General features: G+C 62.5%; 16 protein-coding genes. 13 read left to right on the plus strand and 3 right to left on the minus strand.

Annotated elements, in window-relative coordinates:
* The first annotated feature begins 121 nt into the window (after positions 1 to 121).
* Entirely contained in the window at positions 122 to 2410 is a 2289-nt protein-coding gene (locus BMY68_RS18850) for a putative bifunctional diguanylate cyclase/phosphodiesterase (RefSeq protein ID WP_085530009.1), read from the plus strand.
* Here the strand turns inward: BMY68_RS18850 and BMY68_RS18855 are convergent.
* A complete protein-coding gene (locus tag BMY68_RS18855) occupies positions 2301 to 3197 on the minus strand; it encodes an NAD(P)-dependent oxidoreductase (RefSeq protein WP_085530008.1) in 897 nt (298 codons plus the stop codon). The two genes, BMY68_RS18850 and BMY68_RS18855, sit on opposite strands and share 110 nt — an antisense overlap.
* Positions 3198 to 3389: 192 nt before the next feature.
* On the opposite strand from BMY68_RS18855, the gene BMY68_RS18860 reads away from it, so the two are divergent.
* Complete coding sequence (locus BMY68_RS18860; protein ID WP_007926612.1) at positions 3390 to 5573, plus strand: hypothetical protein; 2184 nt, start codon at positions 3390 to 3392, stop codon at positions 5571 to 5573.
* A 329-nt stretch (positions 5574 to 5902) separates the two neighbouring features.
* On the opposite strand, the gene BMY68_RS18865 is transcribed toward BMY68_RS18860, so the two are convergent.
* Positions 5903 to 6214 (minus strand): DUF2288 domain-containing protein, encoded by a 312-nt coding sequence (locus BMY68_RS18865; RefSeq protein WP_009042488.1) that lies wholly within the window; start codon positions 6212 to 6214, stop codon positions 5903 to 5905.
* A 339-nt stretch (positions 6215 to 6553) separates the two neighbouring features.
* Between BMY68_RS18865 and BMY68_RS18870 the strand changes: the two genes are divergently transcribed.
* The 9 genes from BMY68_RS18870 to BMY68_RS18910 all read left to right on the plus strand — a co-directional run bounded on the left by BMY68_RS18870 (position 6554) and on the right by BMY68_RS18910 (position 14351).
* Positions 6554 to 7681 carry a branched-chain amino acid ABC transporter substrate-binding protein gene (locus BMY68_RS18870; protein WP_007926614.1) on the plus strand — a complete coding sequence of 376 codons (1128 nt, stop codon included), beginning with the start codon at positions 6554 to 6556 and terminating at the stop codon, positions 7679 to 7681.
* A 231-nt stretch (positions 7682 to 7912) separates the two neighbouring features.
* Positions 7913 to 8836, plus strand: a complete 924-nt coding sequence (gene livH / locus BMY68_RS18875; protein ID WP_007926616.1) for a high-affinity branched-chain amino acid ABC transporter permease LivH — start codon at positions 7913 to 7915, stop codon at positions 8834 to 8836.
* Complete coding sequence (locus BMY68_RS18880) at positions 8833 to 10089, plus strand: high-affinity branched-chain amino acid ABC transporter permease LivM (RefSeq protein ID WP_062823470.1); 1257 nt, start codon at positions 8833 to 8835, stop codon at positions 10087 to 10089. Before livH ends, BMY68_RS18880 begins: the two co-directional genes overlap by 4 nt.
* On the plus strand, positions 10086 to 10853 hold the full coding sequence (gene livG / locus BMY68_RS18885) for a high-affinity branched-chain amino acid ABC transporter ATP-binding protein LivG (RefSeq protein WP_007926620.1): 768 nt from the start codon (positions 10086 to 10088) through the stop codon (positions 10851 to 10853). Before BMY68_RS18880 ends, livG begins: the two co-directional genes overlap by 4 nt.
* The gene (locus tag BMY68_RS18890) at positions 10854 to 11555 is read left to right on the plus strand and encodes an ABC transporter ATP-binding protein (RefSeq protein ID WP_007926621.1); all 702 of its coding nucleotides are present in this window, start codon (positions 10854 to 10856) and stop codon (positions 11553 to 11555) included. It begins immediately after the preceding gene.
* Between the two features lie 304 nt (positions 11556 to 11859).
* On the plus strand, positions 11860 to 12165 hold the full coding sequence (locus BMY68_RS18895; protein ID WP_009042485.1) for a BufA1 family periplasmic bufferin-type metallophore: 306 nt from the start codon (positions 11860 to 11862) through the stop codon (positions 12163 to 12165).
* Between the two features lie 28 nt (positions 12166 to 12193).
* Complete coding sequence (locus BMY68_RS18900) at positions 12194 to 13078, plus strand: MNIO family bufferin maturase (protein ID WP_239694105.1); 885 nt, start codon at positions 12194 to 12196, stop codon at positions 13076 to 13078.
* Entirely contained in the window at positions 13075 to 13845 is a 771-nt protein-coding gene (locus BMY68_RS18905; protein WP_085530006.1) for an HvfC/BufC N-terminal domain-containing protein, read from the plus strand. The genes BMY68_RS18900 and BMY68_RS18905 overlap by 4 nt, the downstream gene beginning before the upstream one ends.
* Positions 13846 to 13847: 2 nt before the next feature.
* Positions 13848 to 14351 (plus strand): DoxX family protein, encoded by a 504-nt coding sequence (locus BMY68_RS18910; protein ID WP_085530005.1) that lies wholly within the window; start codon positions 13848 to 13850, stop codon positions 14349 to 14351.
* 148 nt (positions 14352 to 14499) lie between these two features.
* Here the strand turns inward: BMY68_RS18910 and BMY68_RS18915 are convergent, their stop codons facing one another.
* Complete coding sequence (locus BMY68_RS18915) at positions 14500 to 15408, minus strand: LysR family transcriptional regulator (protein WP_085530004.1); 909 nt, start codon at positions 15406 to 15408, stop codon at positions 14500 to 14502.
* Positions 15409 to 15514: 106 nt separating this feature from the next.
* Between BMY68_RS18915 and BMY68_RS18920 the strand changes: the two genes are divergently transcribed.
* Positions 15515 to 16114, plus strand: coding sequence for a short chain dehydrogenase (locus BMY68_RS18920; protein ID WP_085530003.1), 600 nt, complete (start codon positions 15515 to 15517; stop codon positions 16112 to 16114).
* Positions 16115 to 16261: 147 nt separating this feature from the next.
* Positions 16262 to 16945, plus strand: coding sequence for a COG3650 family protein (locus BMY68_RS18925; RefSeq protein WP_009042479.1), 684 nt, complete (start codon positions 16262 to 16264; stop codon positions 16943 to 16945).
* Positions 16946 to 16988 lie beyond the last annotated feature (43 nt).

The raw sequence follows: 16988 nt of genomic DNA on the forward strand, positions 1-16988 counted from the left end.
TCCAAAATCATTTAAGTCAATCTGCCACCATCGCTCCCGGCCTTGCCTCGGCTTCCTATACTCACTCCCATTGGTCAGCCATCAGGGCTGGCCCTGGATGACTCAAGAAACGGGGCCTGCGATGGAATGGCTTGGTCTGCATTTTTTTACCGAGCTCCCCGAAGGCGGGCAGGTATTACTCACCTGCAGCCACAACCCCGTGCTGGTGATCCTCGCCTATCTGGTGGCCTGCGCTGGCAGCTTCGCCACCCTGGACATGGCCGAACGGGTGCGCCACGTCGACCTGGCAGCTGCCCAGCAACGCTGGCGCTGGATCGGCGCCTTCTGCCTCGCCGGCGGCATCTGGGCCATGCATTTCATTGGCATGCTGGCACTGCAAATCCCCATCGAAACCCATTACGACCTGCCGATGACCCTGCTGTCGCTGCTGATCGCGGTGATTGCATCCTGGCTGGCGATGAAGACCCTCAGCCATACCCAGCTGCAACTGTGGCGCTACCTGCTGGCGTCGATCTGGATCGGCCTGGGCATCTGTGTCATGCATTATGTCGGCATGGCGGCGATGCGCTCACAAGCCACGGCCTACTACCAACCCGACCTCTTCGGCCTGTCGATTGCCATCGCCATCAGCGCGAGCCTGGTCGCCTTGCTGCTGTCCCGCTACCTGAGCAATGGCAGCGGTGTGCTCCACCAGTTGCTCAAATACGCGGCCAGCCTGCTGCTGGGGGGCGGCATAGTCGCCATGCATTTCACCGGCATGTGGGCGCTGAAACTGGTGATGCCAGTGGCGGGCACGCCTTCGATAGCGGTGGACGACAACCCCTTGCAACTGGGCCTGACCATCGCCGTCATCGCCCTGCTGATCATCGGCAGCAGCATCAGCGCGGCCCTGGCGGACAAGAAACTCCAGCACAAGGAACAGGACCTGCGCCGGGTCAACACCCTGCTGAGCCAACTGGACCAGGCCCGGGTGGCGCTGCAACAGGTGGCGCATTACGACGCCCTGACCAACCTGATCAATCGTCGTGGCTTCAATCAGTTGTTCGCCGAAAAGCTCATCGAAAAGACCGTGCAGAGCGGCATGCTGGCGGTGATGTTCCTCGACATCGATCACTTCAAGCGGATCAACGACAGCCTCGGCCACGATGCCGGCGACGAACTGTTGAAGGTGATTGCCGGCCATATCAAAAGCTCCACCCGCAGCCATGAAGACGTGGTGGCGCGTTTCGGTGGAGACGAGTTCTGCATCCTCATGAGCTTGAGCCACCGCGACGAAGCCCAGCACATGGCGCAACGCATCATGAACAAGATGAAGGAGCCCATCGAGCTGGCAGGAAGGCGCATGGTGATGACCACCAGCATCGGCATCAGCGTCTTCCCCGACGATGGCACAACCTGCGAAGAACTGCTCAAGCATGCCGACCTGGCGCTCTATCAATCCAAGGGCAGCGGTCGCAACAGCCTGCATTTCTTCAGCACCAACCTGAAGACCCGGGCGAGCCTGGAACTGCAACTGGAGGAAGAATTGCGCAACGCCCTGCGCAACGAAGCCGGATTAACCCTGTATTACCAACCCATCTACGACCTGGGTAGCCGCAAGGTCAGCAAGCTCGAAGCGCTGGTGCGCTGGCGGCATCCGTTGCACGGGCTGCTGGCCCCGGATCGTTTCATCGGGATCGCCGAAGCCAACGGGCTGATTGCCGAACTGGACAACTGGGTCCTGCGCAAGGCCTGCGAGGATCTGGCCGCCCTGTCCCGCCACGGCTTCGCCGAGCTGAAAATCGCGGTGAACTGCTCGGCCCTGAATCTGGCGCGGGAGGAGTTGGCCGAGGAGATCGCCAACGCCCTGAGCAACGCCGGTGTCGCGCCCCAGCGCCTGGAACTGGAAGTTACGGAAAACGCCCTGATGGGCAACATCGACAGCACCGTGGCCCTGTTGCGGCAGATCCGCAATCTCGGGGTGTCACTGTCGATCGACGACTTCGGCACCGGTTATTCGTCCCTCGCCTACCTCAAGCGCCTGCCGCTCAACACCCTGAAGATCGACCGCTCGTTCATCCAGGACGTGCCCCAGTCGACCCAGGACAAGGAAATCGTCCAGGCGATCATCGTCATGGCCCATACCCTGCACCTGCAGGTGGTGACCGAAGGCGTCGAGAGCATGCAGCAGTACGAGTTCCTCGCCCAATACGGCTGCGACTTCATCCAGGGTTACCTGCTCAGCCGGGCGCTGCCCCTGGAAGAGTTGCCCGGGGTGATCGACGAGATCGAGCAGCGCATGCTGCCCGCCGTCGCCGCGGTCAGCCCTCTGACGTCGGTTCGCGATACAGGCGGATCAGGGTCGCGGGATCCTGCTCCAGATAGCCCTGGCCGCCATGCAGGCGCATCAGTTGTGCAGCCAATCCGCTGATCGGCGTGGCCGAGCCCTGCTCGCGGGAGAACTTCACCGCCCCGTCCAGATCCTTGAGCAGGGTGCGCACATGCCATTTGATCGGTTCGAAGCGGCTTTCGGCCATCTGCGGGGCGAGAATCTGCAACGGCCTGGAATCGGCGAAACCACCGGCCAGCGCCTCGGCCAGCAATGACGCATCGACCCCGGAACGCTCGGCCAGCGCCACCACTTCGGCGATCACCAGGGCATTGCAGGCGACGATCATCTGGTTGCAGGCCTTGGTCACCTGGCCGGCGCCGACGCCGCCCATATGAGTCACCCGTTGCCCCAGATTGAGCAGGACCGGGCGCACCCGCTCGATATCCGCCGCCTCGCCGCCGACCATGATTGCCAGGCTGCCGGCCTCGGCACCGGGCGTGCCGCCGGACACCGGGGCATCGACCCAGCCCATGCCGGTGCTGCTCGCCAGTTGCGCGGCCATTTCCCGGGTGGCGGTCGGCTCCAGGCTGGAAAGGTCCACCAGCAGTTGGTCGGCCCGGGCTCCCTGGGCGATACCCTCGGCACCGAACACCACCTCGCGCACCACCTCGGTATTGGCCAGGCACAGCAGCACCAGGTCCGCGGACTCGCACAGCTGGGCCGGAGTCTCGGCCAGTTGCGCGCCCGCCTCCAGCAGCGGTGCGCATTTTTCCCGGTTGCGGTTCCATACCACCAGGGGATAACCCGCCGCCAGCAGACGGCGACACATGGGCAAGCCCATCAGGCCAATACCGGCGAACCCGAGGGTGGGTAACGTTGCCATCATCTTGCCTCCTTTTGATTAAAGATCACCAAAAACTGGCCGATTTATCTGGGCTTAGGAAAGGATTCCCCCTAGCGCCAATCAGACTTATCCCTATCGCTGGGGCCAATATCGCGCTGTAAAGTCGCGAGATCCCACTTGATGGCTCTTTGATATCTCGTCACCGAGCCGACCAGTCCAGACACACGGCGCACAATGACTTCTAAAAACAATTCTGCCAACGCAGTATCCGAACTGACGCTGACCCCGGGCAGCCAGAGCTTTTCAGATTCGAAGCCATTGTCCAGCTCGCGCCCGCAGGCGCCCCAGCAGTACCTCTACTTCACCGAAACCAACACCGACCGCATCCTCGACAACCTCGACGGCCTGCGCGACTCGGTATTTCCCCGCGCGCCGCACCTGGAAGACGAACTCGAGGCGCGCCGCGAGCAGGAGTTTCCCTCGGTCTGCCTGATCGGCCTGGGCCGCTGCGGGTCGAACATCGCCCTGGATGTGGCGGAGCTGGTGTACAACGCCCGCAAGTTCTACCTCAACGAATTCAACACCGACGACAAGGCCTATGCCGACAAGGGCTACAGCCCCGCCCAGTGGATCCGCCACAACCTGCGCCTGGGCCAGAGCAAGGCCAGCAAGCCGGTGTTCCTGGTCGAGCCGCTGGTGATGCTGGGCGACCTGGACAAGGACATCGCCGGGCGCATCCGCTTCTCGCGCAAGGGCGAAAAAAGCGGCTTCATCCGCGACTACAGCAAAATGAAGATCATGGACCTCTCGGAAGTCCATGCCGGCGGCGCCGGCAACGCGCCGATCCTCGGCCAGTACCTGGCCAAGATCATCCTCAACAAGGACACGCAGCGTTTCTCCAGCCCCGACTGGAAAATGATCCACTCGTACCTGATCGACTCCTGCGGCATCAAGGCCAACCAGTCGCGCCTGTACTTCTCGATCTTCAGCGCCGGCGGCGGTACCGGTTCGGGCATGGCCTCGGAGTTCGGCCTGGCCCAGCAGTACTCGTACATGAACAAGACGTTCGACACCAAGCCAATCGACGAGCACGACAGCAAGAGCGGCCACTCCTTCGTCTTCGAGCCGATCTTCACCAGCGGTATCTGCGTACTGCCGAACATCTCCGATCACCGCAGCGAAATGTCCGAAGCGTTGCACATCAACGCCGGACGCTTGCTGTGCAAATACCTGTCGGAAGAATGGGACTTCTCCTACAACTTCGATAACGAAGACAGCAGCGAAGCTAGCGTCATGGGGCGCATCCGCCCATGGAACGCGATGATGCTGATCTCTAACGACATCATGCGTTATGCCGAAGAGAGCGATGACGGCAACATCCAGAACATCGACGTCAACGCCATGGAGAAGCACGCCAACCAGTACATCTCCCAGCAGATCTTCAACATCCTCACCGCCCAGGCGGTGACCACCGACTACGACCAGAACTACTTCCGCCGCGCCGGCATCGACATCGGCGAGACCATCCGCCTGGATGCCAACGACCTGTTCATGAGCCTGGCCGGCCCGGTGGCGATCGCCTACGCCGAGTCCGTGGTCCCGGAAACCCCGGTGCCGAGCGGCGACAAGTTCAAGGTGTTCGAGAAAGAGCCGCAGCGCCTGAACATCGACGACCTGTTCTTCCGCTCCATCGACCTGCCGCACTTCAACAAGGTGACCCAGGCCATCGAAGGCATCAGCCTGCTGCCGATCGAGTCCAAGCGTTATCGCGCGGCGCTGGAGCAATACAAGGCTTCCGGTTACGACGCCGCCGCCCTGCACGACCTGCACTTCTTCAAGAACTGCTCGTCGGTGGTGTCGATCGTCTCCCTGCCCAAGGACTACAAACTGTCGTACATGGACCTGAACCGGCTCAAGACCCACCTCAACAGCCTGTTCCCCAATACCACCCTCAAGCGTTACGCCCTGGTGATCGGCGCCTCGGCCAACCTCTCGCTGACCACCCTGATCGCCAAGAGCCCGTGCCTGTCGGACGACTTCCTGACCCTGATCGTGGCCTTTATCAAGCGTTGCTTCGCCCGCAACCCGTACCGCTTCGACGAGACCCTGGACAACTCGATCCTCGACTTCATCGTCAGCGAGGCATTCGATGAAAGCCGCATCGACGAGTTGCTCAACGAGTTCGAGAACCCGGCGAAGATCCTCGATACCAACTGGTACGCGATCAAGCCGATGTATGAGAAGAAGTACCGCGAGCTGATCAACGACAAGGACAAGTTCGTCTCGATCAACGACATCCGCCTGTCCCGCGATTGCGTGAAGAAGGCCATCAAGTACCTGCGCGAGATCTACCGCCACCGCATCGGCAAGACCAAGGTCATCTCGCTGAACAACCATACGGGCAGGACGGCTTACTAACAGCTGCCCCCCTCACCTGTAGGAACAGCGGGTCGACGCTCGATTGCTCGCGATCAGCTGCATCGAGCTGAAGCGATGTCGACTGGCTGGACGCCATCGCGAGCAAGCTTCGCTCCTACAGGGGAAATGGCGTTTACAGGGAAGTGATGTTAATCCCCTGAAACAATCAGGCAGCCCTCGGGCTGCCTTGCAAACTGTTCCCATTCCGCTTACGTCACCGTCAGCCTGAAACGGGTGGGGCCTTTCTCTACGGGCAACTTGCCATCATCCTGATCGCGGTTACTCGGCTACACACTTTCAACCGGAAAAACCAGGCACCCTTTTGGTGCTCAACCCTCGCCCTGCGCCCTTTCCTGGACCAGAATCCACGGCGAAACCACCACCGCCCACAGCAGCGGATCGCGCTCCACCAGATCCAGCGCCCGCGTCGCAGACACCTTGCCCACCTTCTCGGCGGCCAGCCAGGCAGAGACTTTCTCGGCCTGGTTCTCGGCCATGGCCTCGGCTGCCTCGATCAAATCCAGGCTGGCGTCGACCCACAATAGGGCACCCTTGGCGAAGAACGGTTCCAGCTCCTTCCAGGTAATGGATGCGGTTTCACCAAGCAGCTTGGCATAGAGGGTGCTAGGTTCTTGAGTCATGGGCCTGTCCCGAAAAGAAATCGGCGCAATGATAACGTCGGTGCTCTGGCAGACAAACCCGGTTGCAATTGCGTCAACGATAGAGAAGTGCAGGAGAGCCAGGGATTGCTCGCTGAATACGGTCAAAACCCCGCCGCGATTCTGTCTTTTTCTTTCAATAAAGCGACACCCCCTGATTTTGCCCCCTGGCGCCAGCTTCCCAGGCTAACAATCGGCGCTCTACACTGTACCGGTACAGTTGCCGGGGGCATTTTCCGGGGATATCCAAGAGATATCTGACCCGGTTCTGCTGCTACGGCGCCAGGACTATAAAAATTACAACAGTAAGAGTGGAGCACTATGAATAAGGCTACTAAGCAGATTTCCAAACTGTTTGCCGCTATGGTTCTGGCCGGAGTCGCCAGCCATTCGTTCGCAGCTGACACCATCAAGATCGGCATCGCCGGCCCCAAGACCGGCCCTGTAGCCCAGTACGGCGACATGCAGTTCAGTGGCGCCAAAATGGCCATCGAACAAATCAACGCCAAGGGCGGCGTCGATGGCAAGCAGCTCCAGGCCGTCGAATACGATGATGCCTGCGATCCGAAACAAGCCGTCGCCGTAGCCAACAAAGTCGTCAACGACGGCGTCAAGTTCGTGATCGGTCACCTGTGCTCCAGCTCCACTCAACCGGCTTCGGACATCTACGAAGACGAAGGCGTAGTCATGATCACCCCCGCCGCCACCAGCCCGGACATCACCACCCGTGGTTACAAGATGGTGTTCCGCACCATCGGCCTGGACAGCGCCCAGGGCCCTGCCGCCGGCAACTACATCGCCGACCACGTGAAGCCGAAAATCGTTGCCGTGCTGCACGACAAGCAGCAATACGGTGAAGGCATCGCCACCGCTGTGAAGCAGACCCTCGAGAAGAAAGGCACCAAGGTTGCCGTGTTCGAAGGCATCAACGCCGGCGACAAAGACTTCTCCTCGATGATCGCCAAGCTCAAGCAAGCCAACGTCGACTTCGTCTACTACGGCGGCTACCACCCGGAGCTGGGCCTGATCCTGCGCCAAGCCCAGGAAAAAGGCCTGAAAGCCAAGTTCATGGGTCCGGAAGGCGTGGGTAACGACTCCATTTCGCAGATCGCCAAGGACGCTTCCGAAGGCCTGCTGGTGACCCTGCCGAAATCCTTCGACCAGGATCCGGCCAACGTGGCCCTGGCAGATGCCTTCAAGGCCAAGAAAGAAGACCCGAGCGGTCCGTTCGTGTTCCCTTCCTACTCGGCTGTCCAAGTGATTGCCGAAGGCATCAAGGCCGCCAAGTCCGAAGACGCCACCAAAGTGGCCGAAGCCATCCACGCCGGTACATTCAAGACCCCGACCGGCGATCTGAGCTTCGACACCAAGGGCGACCTGAAAGACTTCAAGTTCGTGGTCTACGAGTGGCACTTCGGCAAACCTAAAACCGAAGTCTCGCCTCAATAAGGCCCTGTCTGACTGACTGCCAATAAAGCCCACGGCGTGCCGTGGGCTTTGTTTTACGAACGTATTGGGCCTGTTTTCCGTGATCCGGAAGCCCGCCCACCTGAAAATCTCAAAACCGTCATCAGCGGTTCGCTGGCAAAACCTGACCCGAAGTGGATGCAGATCCACGGGGCACAGGCGGGAAAATGACTCCACCAGTGAAATGCGTATCAGGTTTTTAGGAGCGCTGTAATGCCTGACCTCTATCACTTTTTCCAACAGCTGGTTAACGGTCTCACCGTTGGCAGCACGTATGCCCTGATCGCCATCGGCTATACGATGGTTTACGGCATCATTGGAATGATCAACTTCGCCCACGGCGAGGTGTACATGATCGGTTCCTATGTGGCGTTCATCGCCATCGCGGGCCTGACCATGATGGGACTCGACAGTGTCCCGCTCTTGATGACCGCGGCCTTCATCGCGACCATCGTCGTTACCAGTGCCTACGGCTACAGCATCGAACGGATCGCCTACCGCCCCCTGCGCGGCAGCAACCGTCTGATCCCGCTGATCTCGGCCATCGGCATGTCGATCTTCCTGCAGAACACGGTTCTGCTGGCGCAAGACTCCAAGGACAAATCCATCCCCAACCTGATCCCGGGCAACTTCTCCATCGGGCCAGGTGGCGCACATGAAGTGCTGATCTCCTACATGCAAATCGTGGTGTTCGTGGTGACCCTGATCGCCATGCTCGGCCTGACCCTGTTCATCTCCCGTTCCCGCCTGGGCCGCGCCTGCCGTGCCTGCGCCGAGGACATCAAGATGGCCAACCTGCTGGGTATCAACACCAACAACATCATCGCCCTGACCTTCGTGATCGGTGCCGCGCTGGCGGCGATCGCGGCCGTGCTGCTGAGCATGCAATACGGCGTGATCAACCCCAACGCCGGCTTCCTGGTCGGTCTCAAGGCCTTCACCGCCGCGGTACTGGGCGGCATCGGCAGCATTCCGGGCGCCATGCTGGGCGGCCTGGTACTTGGGGTGGCGGAAGCCTTCGGTGCCGATATCTTCGGCGACCAGTACAAGGACGTCGTGGCGTTCGGCCTGCTGGTTCTGGTGTTGTTGTTCCGGCCAACCGGCCTGCTGGGCCGTCCGGAGGTTGAGAAAGTATGACTAGGAATCTTCGACAGGCGTTCTTCAGCGCCTTGCTGGTGTGGGCCGTCGCCTACCCGATACTCGGTTTGAAACTGACCATCGTCGGCATCAACCTGGAAGTCCATGGCACCAGCCCCACCACCCTGATGATCATCGCCGCGTGTTCGGTGCTGATGTTCCTGCGGGTGCTGTTCGACCAGCAGATCAGCGCGGCCTGGAAGTCCTCGCCCAATATGCCGGTGATCCCGGCCAAGGCCAGTAACTTCCTGACCCTGCCGACCACCCAGCGCTGGATCATCATTGCGTTGATCATCGGTGCGCTGGTCTGGCCGTTCTTCGGCTCCCGCGGCGCGGTGGACATCGCCACCCTGGTGCTGATCTACGTAATGCTCGGCCTGGGCCTGAACATCGTGGTCGGCCTGGCCGGCCTGCTGGACCTGGGGTACGTCGGCTTCTACGCCGTGGGCGCCTACAGCTACGCGCTGCTGTCGCACTACTACGGCTTGAGCTTCTGGATCTGCCTGCCTATCGCCGGCCTGATGGCGGCCACTTTCGGCTTCCTGCTGGGCTTCCCGGTATTGCGCCTGCGCGGTGACTACCTGGCGATCGTGACCCTGGGCTTCGGCGAGATCATCCGCTTGTTCCTGCGTAACCTGACCGACCTCACCGGTGGTCCGAACGGTATCAGCAACATCGATAAACCGACGTTCTTCGGCCTGTCCTTCGAACGCCGGGCCGCCGAGGGCCTGCAGACCTTCCACGAATACTTCGGCATCGAATACAACTCGATCAACAAGGTGATCTTCCTCTACCTGGTCGCGCTGTTGCTGGCGCTGTTCGCCCTGTTCGTCATCAACCGCTTGCTGCGCATGCCCCTGGGGCGTGCCTGGGAAGCCCTGCGCGAAGACGAAATCGCCTGCCGCGCACTGGGCCTGAACCCGACCGTGATCAAGCTGTCGGCCTTCACCCTGGGTGCCTGCTTCGCCGGTTTCGCCGGTAGCTTCTTCGCCGCGCGCCAGGGCCTGGTGACGCCGGAGTCCTTCACCTTCATCGAGTCCGCGACCATCCTCGCCATCGTCGTGCTGGGCGGCATGGGCTCGCAGCTGGGCGTGGTCCTGGCGGCCACCGTGATGATCCTGCTGCCTGAACTGATGCGCGAATTCAGCGAATACCGCATGTTGATGTTCGGCGCCATGATGGTGCTGATGATGATCTGGCGTCCTCAAGGCCTGCTGCCCATGCAACGCCCACACATGGAGTTGCGCAAATGAGCCGTGAGATCCTCAAAGTAACGGGCCTGAGCATGCGCTTTGGCGGCCTGCTGGCGGTCAACGGCGTGGCCCTGACCGTCAAAGAGAAACAAGTGGTATCGATGATCGGCCCGAACGGCGCCGGCAAGACCACGGTGTTCAACTGCCTGACCGGTTTCTACCAACCCACCGCCGGCAGCATCCTGCTCGACGGCGAGCCGATCCAGGGCCTGCCCGGGCACAAGATCGCCCTCAAGGGTGTGGTGCGCACCTTCCAGAACGTGCGGCTGTTCAAGGACATGACCGCGGTCGAGAACCTGTTGATCGCCCAGCACCGTCACCTGAACACCAACTTCCTGGCCGGCCTCTTCAAGACCCCGGCGTTCCGCAAGAGCGAGCGCGAGGCCATGGAATACGCCGAGTACTGGCTGGAAAAGGTCAACCTCAAGGAGTTCGCCAACCGTCCCGCCGGCACCCTGGCCTACGGTCAGCAGCGGCGCCTGGAAATCGCCCGCTGCATGATGACCCGTCCGCGGATCCTCATGCTCGACGAACCGGCCGCCGGCCTCAACCCGCGGGAAACCGAAGACCTCAAGGCGCTGATCGGCGTGCTGCGCGAAGAGCACAACGCCACGGTGCTGCTGATCGAACACGACATGAAGCTGGTCATGAGCATTTCCGACCACATCGTCGTGATCAACCAGGGCACGCCCCTGGCCGACGGCACGCCGGAACAGATCCGCGACAATCCTGAAGTGATCAAAGCCTACCTGGGGGAAGCGTAAATGCTGCAGTTCGAAAACGTTTCCACCTTCTACGGCAAGATCCAGGCGCTGCACAGCGTCAACGTCGAGATCCGCCAGGGCGAGATCGTCACCTTGATCGGTGCCAACGGCGCCGGTAAATCCACCCTGCTGATGACCCTCTGCGGTTCGCCGCAGGCCCACAGCGGCAGCATCCGTTACCTGGGTGAAGAGCTGGTGGGGCAGACCTCGGCGCAGATCATGCGCAAGAGCATTGCCGTGGTGCCGGAAGGTCGTCGGGTGTTCGCCCGCCTGACCGTGGAGGAGAACCTGGCCATGGGCGGGTTCTTCACCGACAAGGGCGATTACCAGGAGCAGATGGACAAGGTCCTGGGCCTGTTCCCGCGTCTCAAGGAACGCTTCAACCAGCGCGGCGGCACCATGTCCGGCGGCGAGCAGCAGATGCTCGCCATCGGCCGCGCGCTGATGAGCAAGCCCAAGCTGTTGCTGCTCGACGAACCGTCCCTGGGCCTGGCGCCGATCATCATCCAGCAGATCTTCGACATCATCGAACAGCTGCGCCGTGACGGCGTGACGGTGTTCCTGGTGGAACAGAACGCCAACCAGGCGCTGAAGATCGCCGACCGTGCCTATGTACTGGAAAACGGCCGGGTGGTGATGCAAGGCACCGGCGAAGCCCTGCTGACCGACCCCAAGGTGCGCGAAGCCTATCTGGGCGGCTGAGCACCTGCGGCAAAAAAGGAACGGCCCTGCGGGGCCGTTTTTTTTCGCCTGGAAATCTCCCCTCCTGTAGCCGCTGCCGCAGGCTGCGATCGGGGCAATGCCCCGCACAGGCTGACCAACTCGGAAGGCTCGGTACACCGCGCTGCCAGTGATTGCGCCGGCTTCGCCGTCGATCGCAGCCTGCGGCAGCGGCTACAACTGGATTTTTTTCGCCTGGGCTGTAACAAACCCCAGCGACCTTTCTCTAGAGGGGTAAGCAGGCACGAATGCCTGCCTACACCACTACCTTTTCTGGAGAAACACCATGACCGCTACCACTCGCACCCTGTCCGCCGCCGCCCTGGCCCTGGCCCTCGGTTCTGCCTTGAGCATCGCCGCGCTGCCGACCACCGCCCAGGCCGCCGACAACATGGAGAAATGCTTTGGCGTCGCCATGAAGGGCAAGAACGATTGCGCGGCAGGCGCGGGCACCACCTGTGCCGGTACCGCCAAGGTCGACCACCAGGCCAACGCCTGGAAGCTGGTTCCTAAAGGCACCTGCGAGAAAACCGCCAGCAGCACCTCGCCTACCGGTTTCGGCCAGCTGCAAGCCTACAAAGCCAAGTCGTAAGCAACCTGCCTGAGTGTCGATGATGAACATGGCCGTACCACTCCCCCTGCATCCCGCCACTCAGGCGACCGTCTCCAGCCTGCCGCAACGCGCCGGGCTGGGGCTCAAGACCGAGCACTTTCGCCAGGTCCTGAAGGAACAGCCCGATATCGGCTTCTTTGAAGTCCATGCGGAAAACTACATGGTCGCTGGCGGGCCGTTCCATCACTACCTGGGGCTGATCCGCGAGCAGTATCCGCTGTCGCTGCATGGCGTCGGCCTGTCGATCGGTGCCGAAGGTCCGCTGGACCAACAGCACCTCAAGCGCCTGGCCGCGCTGATCGAGCGTTATCAACCCCAGTCCTTTTCCGAACACCTGGCCTGGTCCAGCCATGGCCCGGTGTTTCTCAATGACCTGCTGCCCCTGGCCTATGACCGGCCGACGCTGGACCGCGTCTGCGAACACATCGACCAGGTGCAGGTCACCCTGCGCCGCCCCATGCTGCTGGAGAACCCGGCGACCTACCTGGAGTTTCGCCAGTCGAGCATGGACGAGGCCGAATTCATCCGCGAGGTGATACGCCGCACCGGCTGCGGCCTGTTGCTGGACGTGAACAATGTCTACGTGTCGTGCATCAACCACCGGCGCGACCCGCTGGCCTATATCGATGCCCTGCCGCTGCACGCGGTGGGCGAGATCCACCTGGCCGGGTTTGCCGAAGACACCGACAGCCTGGGCGACCGGCTGTTGATCGACGATCACGGCGCACCAATCGATAACGCCGTATGGGCGCTTTACCTGCGGCTGCTGGAACGGATCGGACCGACCGCGACCCTGATCGAGCGCGACAACCAGGTGCCGGCGTTTTCCGTGCTGCAGGCCGAAGCGCGCCAGGCGGATGAGCTGCTGCAATGCGCCAGGAGGCTGCCATGAACACCCAAGCCAGCTTCGCCAGCGCCCTGTTCGACTCCGAGCAGCCCTGCCCTGCGGACCTGTACTGCGGCAACGGCGCCGACCCGGCCAGCCGCTTTGCGGTGTACCGCAACAATGTGCAGAGCTCGTTGATCAACGCCCTGGCCGATGCCTATCCGGTGGTGGCGCAACTGGTGGGCGATGAGTTCTTCCGGGCCATGGCCACGCTCTACGTCAGGCGCTTCCCGCCCACCAGTGCCGTGCTTAGCGACTATGGCCATGACTTCGCCGACTTCATCGGCGGTTTCCCTCCCGCCGCCGGCGTGCCTTACCTGGCCGATGTCGCGCGCCTGGAGCGCCTGCGGGTCACCGCCTACCACGCCGCCGACGCCTGCCCGGTGCCACTGGCGCAGCTCGCAACGGCCATGGCCGAGCCGCAAACCCTGGGGCAATTGCGCCTGGAACTGCACCCCTCGCTCGGCCTGCTGAACTCGCCCTATCCGGTGGTCGATGTATGGGCCGCCCACCAGGGCGATGGCGACTGGCAGGCGATTGACTTGCAGCAAGGACAAAGCGCCCTGGTGCTGCGTCATGACCTGGAGGTCGAGGTGTTCGCCATCGATGCCGGGAGCGCCCGCTTCATCCACAGCCTGCACCACTCACAGCCGCTGCAAGTCGCCGCGGCCAATGCCTTGGCTGTCGATCCGGCGTTCGAGCCGAGCCAGGCCCTGGCGCTGCTGATCGGTCGCGGCGCCATCACTCGCCTGTCCCCCCATTCCGAGGTCTGAACATGCACACCCACTGCACCAATCACCACCCGCTCAGCCATGGGCTGAACCGACTCATCCAGCTGCTGGAGCGTATTCCCCACAGCCTGATCGCCTTTCTCGCGCGCTTCTCCATTGCCGCGGTGTTCTGGAAATCCGGCCAGACCAAAATCGAGGGCCTGGCCATCGACCTGTTCTCCGGGACGTTCGAGCTCGGCATGCCGCGCCTGGCCGACTCGACCATTCCGCTGTTCCAGAGCGAGTACCAGGTACCGCTGCTCTCCCCCGAACTGGCCGCGCACCTGGCGGCATTCGCCGAGCATCTGTTCCCACTGCTGCTCCTGGTCGGTTTCGCCACGCGCTTCTCGGCCCTGGCGCTGCTGGGCATGACCCTGACCATCCAGCTGTTCGTCTACCCCGACGCCTACCCGACACACGGCACCTGGGCGGCGGTGCTGCTGTACCTGATGGCCCGCGGCCCCGGCAAGCTCTCCATCGACCACCTGATCGCCCGCCGCTATCGCTGAGCCGCCGCTGTAGCGCTGTAGCCGCTGCCGCTGCCGCTGCCGCAGGCTGCGATCGGCCCCGAAGGGGACGCAAGGTCTTGAGATCGCTGAAGGCCTTCGGCCTTATCGCAGCCTGCGGCAGCGGCTACAGGAGGCGCAAACCGTCAGGTCAAAGGCGATCCAGCGCTTCGCCGCTGCGCTTGAACCAGCCGATCAGGTAATCGGCCAGGACCTGGGTGCGCTTGGGCAACCCGCCCTGATACGGATGCACCAGGTACATCGGCATGCTGCGGGTCTGGTAATCGCGCAGCAGCCCGCGCAAACGCCCGTCGGCCAGTTCCGCCTGCAGCAGGTAGGACGGTAGCCGGGCGATCCCCGCCCCCACCAGCGCGGCCTTTTTCAGCAGGTTGTAGTGATTGCTGGCGAAAGGTCCCGAAACCCGTACCCGAAACAGTTCGTGCTGCTGGTGATAGAGCCACTCCTCACGGCCGCTGTAATGGCTGTTGAGCAGGCAGCGATGCTCGGCCAGGTCCCTGGGCGCCTGTGGCTCGCCATACTGTTCCAGGTAAGCCGGGCTGGCGCAGGTCATCTCGTGCCAGGCCAGCAGCGGCCTGGCCACCAGTCGTTGGTCATTGGCCACTTCCGAACGGATCGCCAGGTCGAAACCGTCCCGGGACAGATCGCGATAATTGTTGTTCAGCTCCAGCTCGATCTGCACCTCGGGGTACTGCCGGGAAAACTCCAGCAACAGGCCTTCGAAGAAGGTCTCGCCCAGGGACACCGGCACCGTCAGCCGCACCGGCCCGGCCATGTCGTCCTTGAGCCGCGCCAGCGCCTGACGCGCCCGCTCGACCTGGACCAGCAGCGCCTGGGCCTGGGGCAACAAGGCGGCGCCCGCCGCGGTCAGGCTCAAGCGGCGTGTGGTGCGCTGCAACAGCACCACCGCGAACTGCGCCTCCAGGGCGCTGATGCGCTTGGACAATTGCCCCTTGCTGCACCCCAGTTGCTGGGCGGCCAGGGTAAAACTGCCGGCCTCGATCAGCACGGCGAATGCCGCCAGGTCATCCATCTCGCTCATGGATTGTTTCCATTTGAAAACCAAAGGTTGCCTATTAGCGCGCTAATCACCAGGAAAAACCAGCACTAGACTGCAACCTCGTTCAACCCACGCGAGGAACCGCCCCATGAAAATCCTTCTGATCGGCGCCAGCGGCACCATTGGTTCAGCCGTCGACAAAGAGCTGTCGCAACGTCACGAAATCATCCGCATAGGCCGCACTAGCGGTGACTTCCAGGTGGATATCAGCGACAGCGCCTCGATCCGCGCGCTCTTCGAGCAAACCGGCCGGTTCGACGCACTGATCTGCGCCGCAGGCAATGTCAGCTTCGCGCCGCTGGGCGAGATGAGCGCCCAGCACTTCGCCCTGGGCCTGCAAGACAAGCTGATGGGCCAGGTCAACCTGCTGCTGATCGGCCGCGAGTTCGCCAACGACGGCGCCTCGTTCACCTTCACCTCCGGCATCCTCAACCGCGACCCGATCCGCAGCGGCGCCTCGGCGGCCCTGGTCAACGGCGCCATCGACGGCTTCGTCCGCGCCGCCGCCATCGAACTGCCACGTGGCCTGCGGGTGAACTCGGTAAGCCCGACCGTGCTGGAAGAAGCCATGGACAGCTACGCTCCGTACTTCCGTGGCTACAAACCGGTTCCCGGCGCCGACGTGGCGTTGGCCTACGCCAAGAGCGTGGAAGGCCTGCAGACTGGCCAGACCTTTATCGTCGGCTGACCCACGCCTCTGCAGGAGCGAAGCTTGCTCGCGATAGCGCTGCACCCGGCACACCGCAGCGCCTTCCTACAGAGACGTAAATGGATCCAGGGTTGTGATGAACGGTCAGGCTGCGTAACGTGGCGGCACTTGATTGGAGACCCGACGATGCGTGCCGCCCGTTCCCTTGTTTGTATTGCCCTGCTCCCCCTGTTTGCCGGTTGCCAGATGCTGTCGGTGTTCGATGGCCAGTCCCGGACGCAGTCCCAGGCCGGCCAGACCCGCATGCAGGGCACGCTGACCGCCGCCGACGGCCAGTTGCTGTTCAAGCCCTGCGTTGGCGAGCAGCGTTATGTGGTCAAGGACAACGGCGGTACCAGCATCCTCCAGGAAGCTGCCAGCCTGGCCGACCAGCAGGGCACGCTGTTCGCCGACCTGCGTGGGCATTTCTCCCCGAGCAAGTCCGGCGGCGCCGACAGTGAAGTGGCGCTGAGCCAGCTGTACCGCGTCGAACGCTCGAACGACGCCTGCAGCGATCCCGACTTCCCGCGCCTGATCCTGCGGGCCAGTGGCAAGGCCCCGGACTGGAACGTCGACGTCAGCGCCAAGGGCATGCGCATCGAACGCGCCGGCCAGCCGGCGCTGGCCCTGCCCTACCTGGAAGAGCAACTGGGCGACGGCCGTTTCAACCTCAGCAGCGAAGCCAACAACCGCCACGTCGAACTCTGGGTCGCGCCGCAGCGCTGCGTGGACAGCAAGACCGGCAGCGTGCAGCACCTGACCGCGGAACTGCGGGTCGATGGCCAGGTCCAGCGCGGTTGCGCCTATTTCGGCGGCTCGCGCAGCGACTGAGGCGACGGGCAACCGTTTTAACCTCACGGGGTCCGGACTTTGC

Source organism: Pseudomonas sp. NFACC41-3 (assembly GCF_900109505.1).
In the GTDB taxonomy this organism is placed as follows: domain Bacteria; phylum Pseudomonadota; class Gammaproteobacteria; order Pseudomonadales; family Pseudomonadaceae; genus Aquipseudomonas; species Aquipseudomonas chlororaphis.

Coding starts and splice junctions, on each gene's coding strand:
- BMY68_RS18850 (WP_085530009.1), top strand. CDS start 122: ATGGAATGGCTTGGTCTGCATTTTTTTACCGAGCTCCCCGAAGGCGGG.
- BMY68_RS18855 (WP_085530008.1), bottom strand. CDS start 3,197: ATGATGGCAACGTTACCCACCCTCGGGTTCGCCGGTATTGGCCTGATG.
- BMY68_RS18860 (WP_007926612.1), top strand. CDS start 3,390: ATGACTTCTAAAAACAATTCTGCCAACGCAGTATCCGAACTGACGCTG.
- BMY68_RS18865 (WP_009042488.1), bottom strand. CDS start 6,214: ATGACTCAAGAACCTAGCACCCTCTATGCCAAGCTGCTTGGTGAAACC.
- BMY68_RS18870 (WP_007926614.1), top strand. CDS start 6,554: ATGAATAAGGCTACTAAGCAGATTTCCAAACTGTTTGCCGCTATGGTT.
- livH (WP_007926616.1), top strand. CDS start 7,913: ATGCCTGACCTCTATCACTTTTTCCAACAGCTGGTTAACGGTCTCACC.
- BMY68_RS18880 (WP_062823470.1), top strand. CDS start 8,833: ATGACTAGGAATCTTCGACAGGCGTTCTTCAGCGCCTTGCTGGTGTGG.
- livG (WP_007926620.1), top strand. CDS start 10,086: ATGAGCCGTGAGATCCTCAAAGTAACGGGCCTGAGCATGCGCTTTGGC.
- BMY68_RS18890 (WP_007926621.1), top strand. CDS start 10,854: ATGCTGCAGTTCGAAAACGTTTCCACCTTCTACGGCAAGATCCAGGCG.
- BMY68_RS18895 (WP_009042485.1), top strand. CDS start 11,860: ATGACCGCTACCACTCGCACCCTGTCCGCCGCCGCCCTGGCCCTGGCC.
- BMY68_RS18900 (WP_239694105.1), top strand. CDS start 12,194: ATGGCCGTACCACTCCCCCTGCATCCCGCCACTCAGGCGACCGTCTCC.
- BMY68_RS18905 (WP_085530006.1), top strand. CDS start 13,075: ATGAACACCCAAGCCAGCTTCGCCAGCGCCCTGTTCGACTCCGAGCAG.
- BMY68_RS18910 (WP_085530005.1), top strand. CDS start 13,848: ATGCACACCCACTGCACCAATCACCACCCGCTCAGCCATGGGCTGAAC.
- BMY68_RS18915 (WP_085530004.1), bottom strand. CDS start 15,408: ATGAGCGAGATGGATGACCTGGCGGCATTCGCCGTGCTGATCGAGGCC.
- BMY68_RS18920 (WP_085530003.1), top strand. CDS start 15,515: ATGAAAATCCTTCTGATCGGCGCCAGCGGCACCATTGGTTCAGCCGTC.
- BMY68_RS18925 (WP_009042479.1), top strand. CDS start 16,262: ATGCGTGCCGCCCGTTCCCTTGTTTGTATTGCCCTGCTCCCCCTGTTT.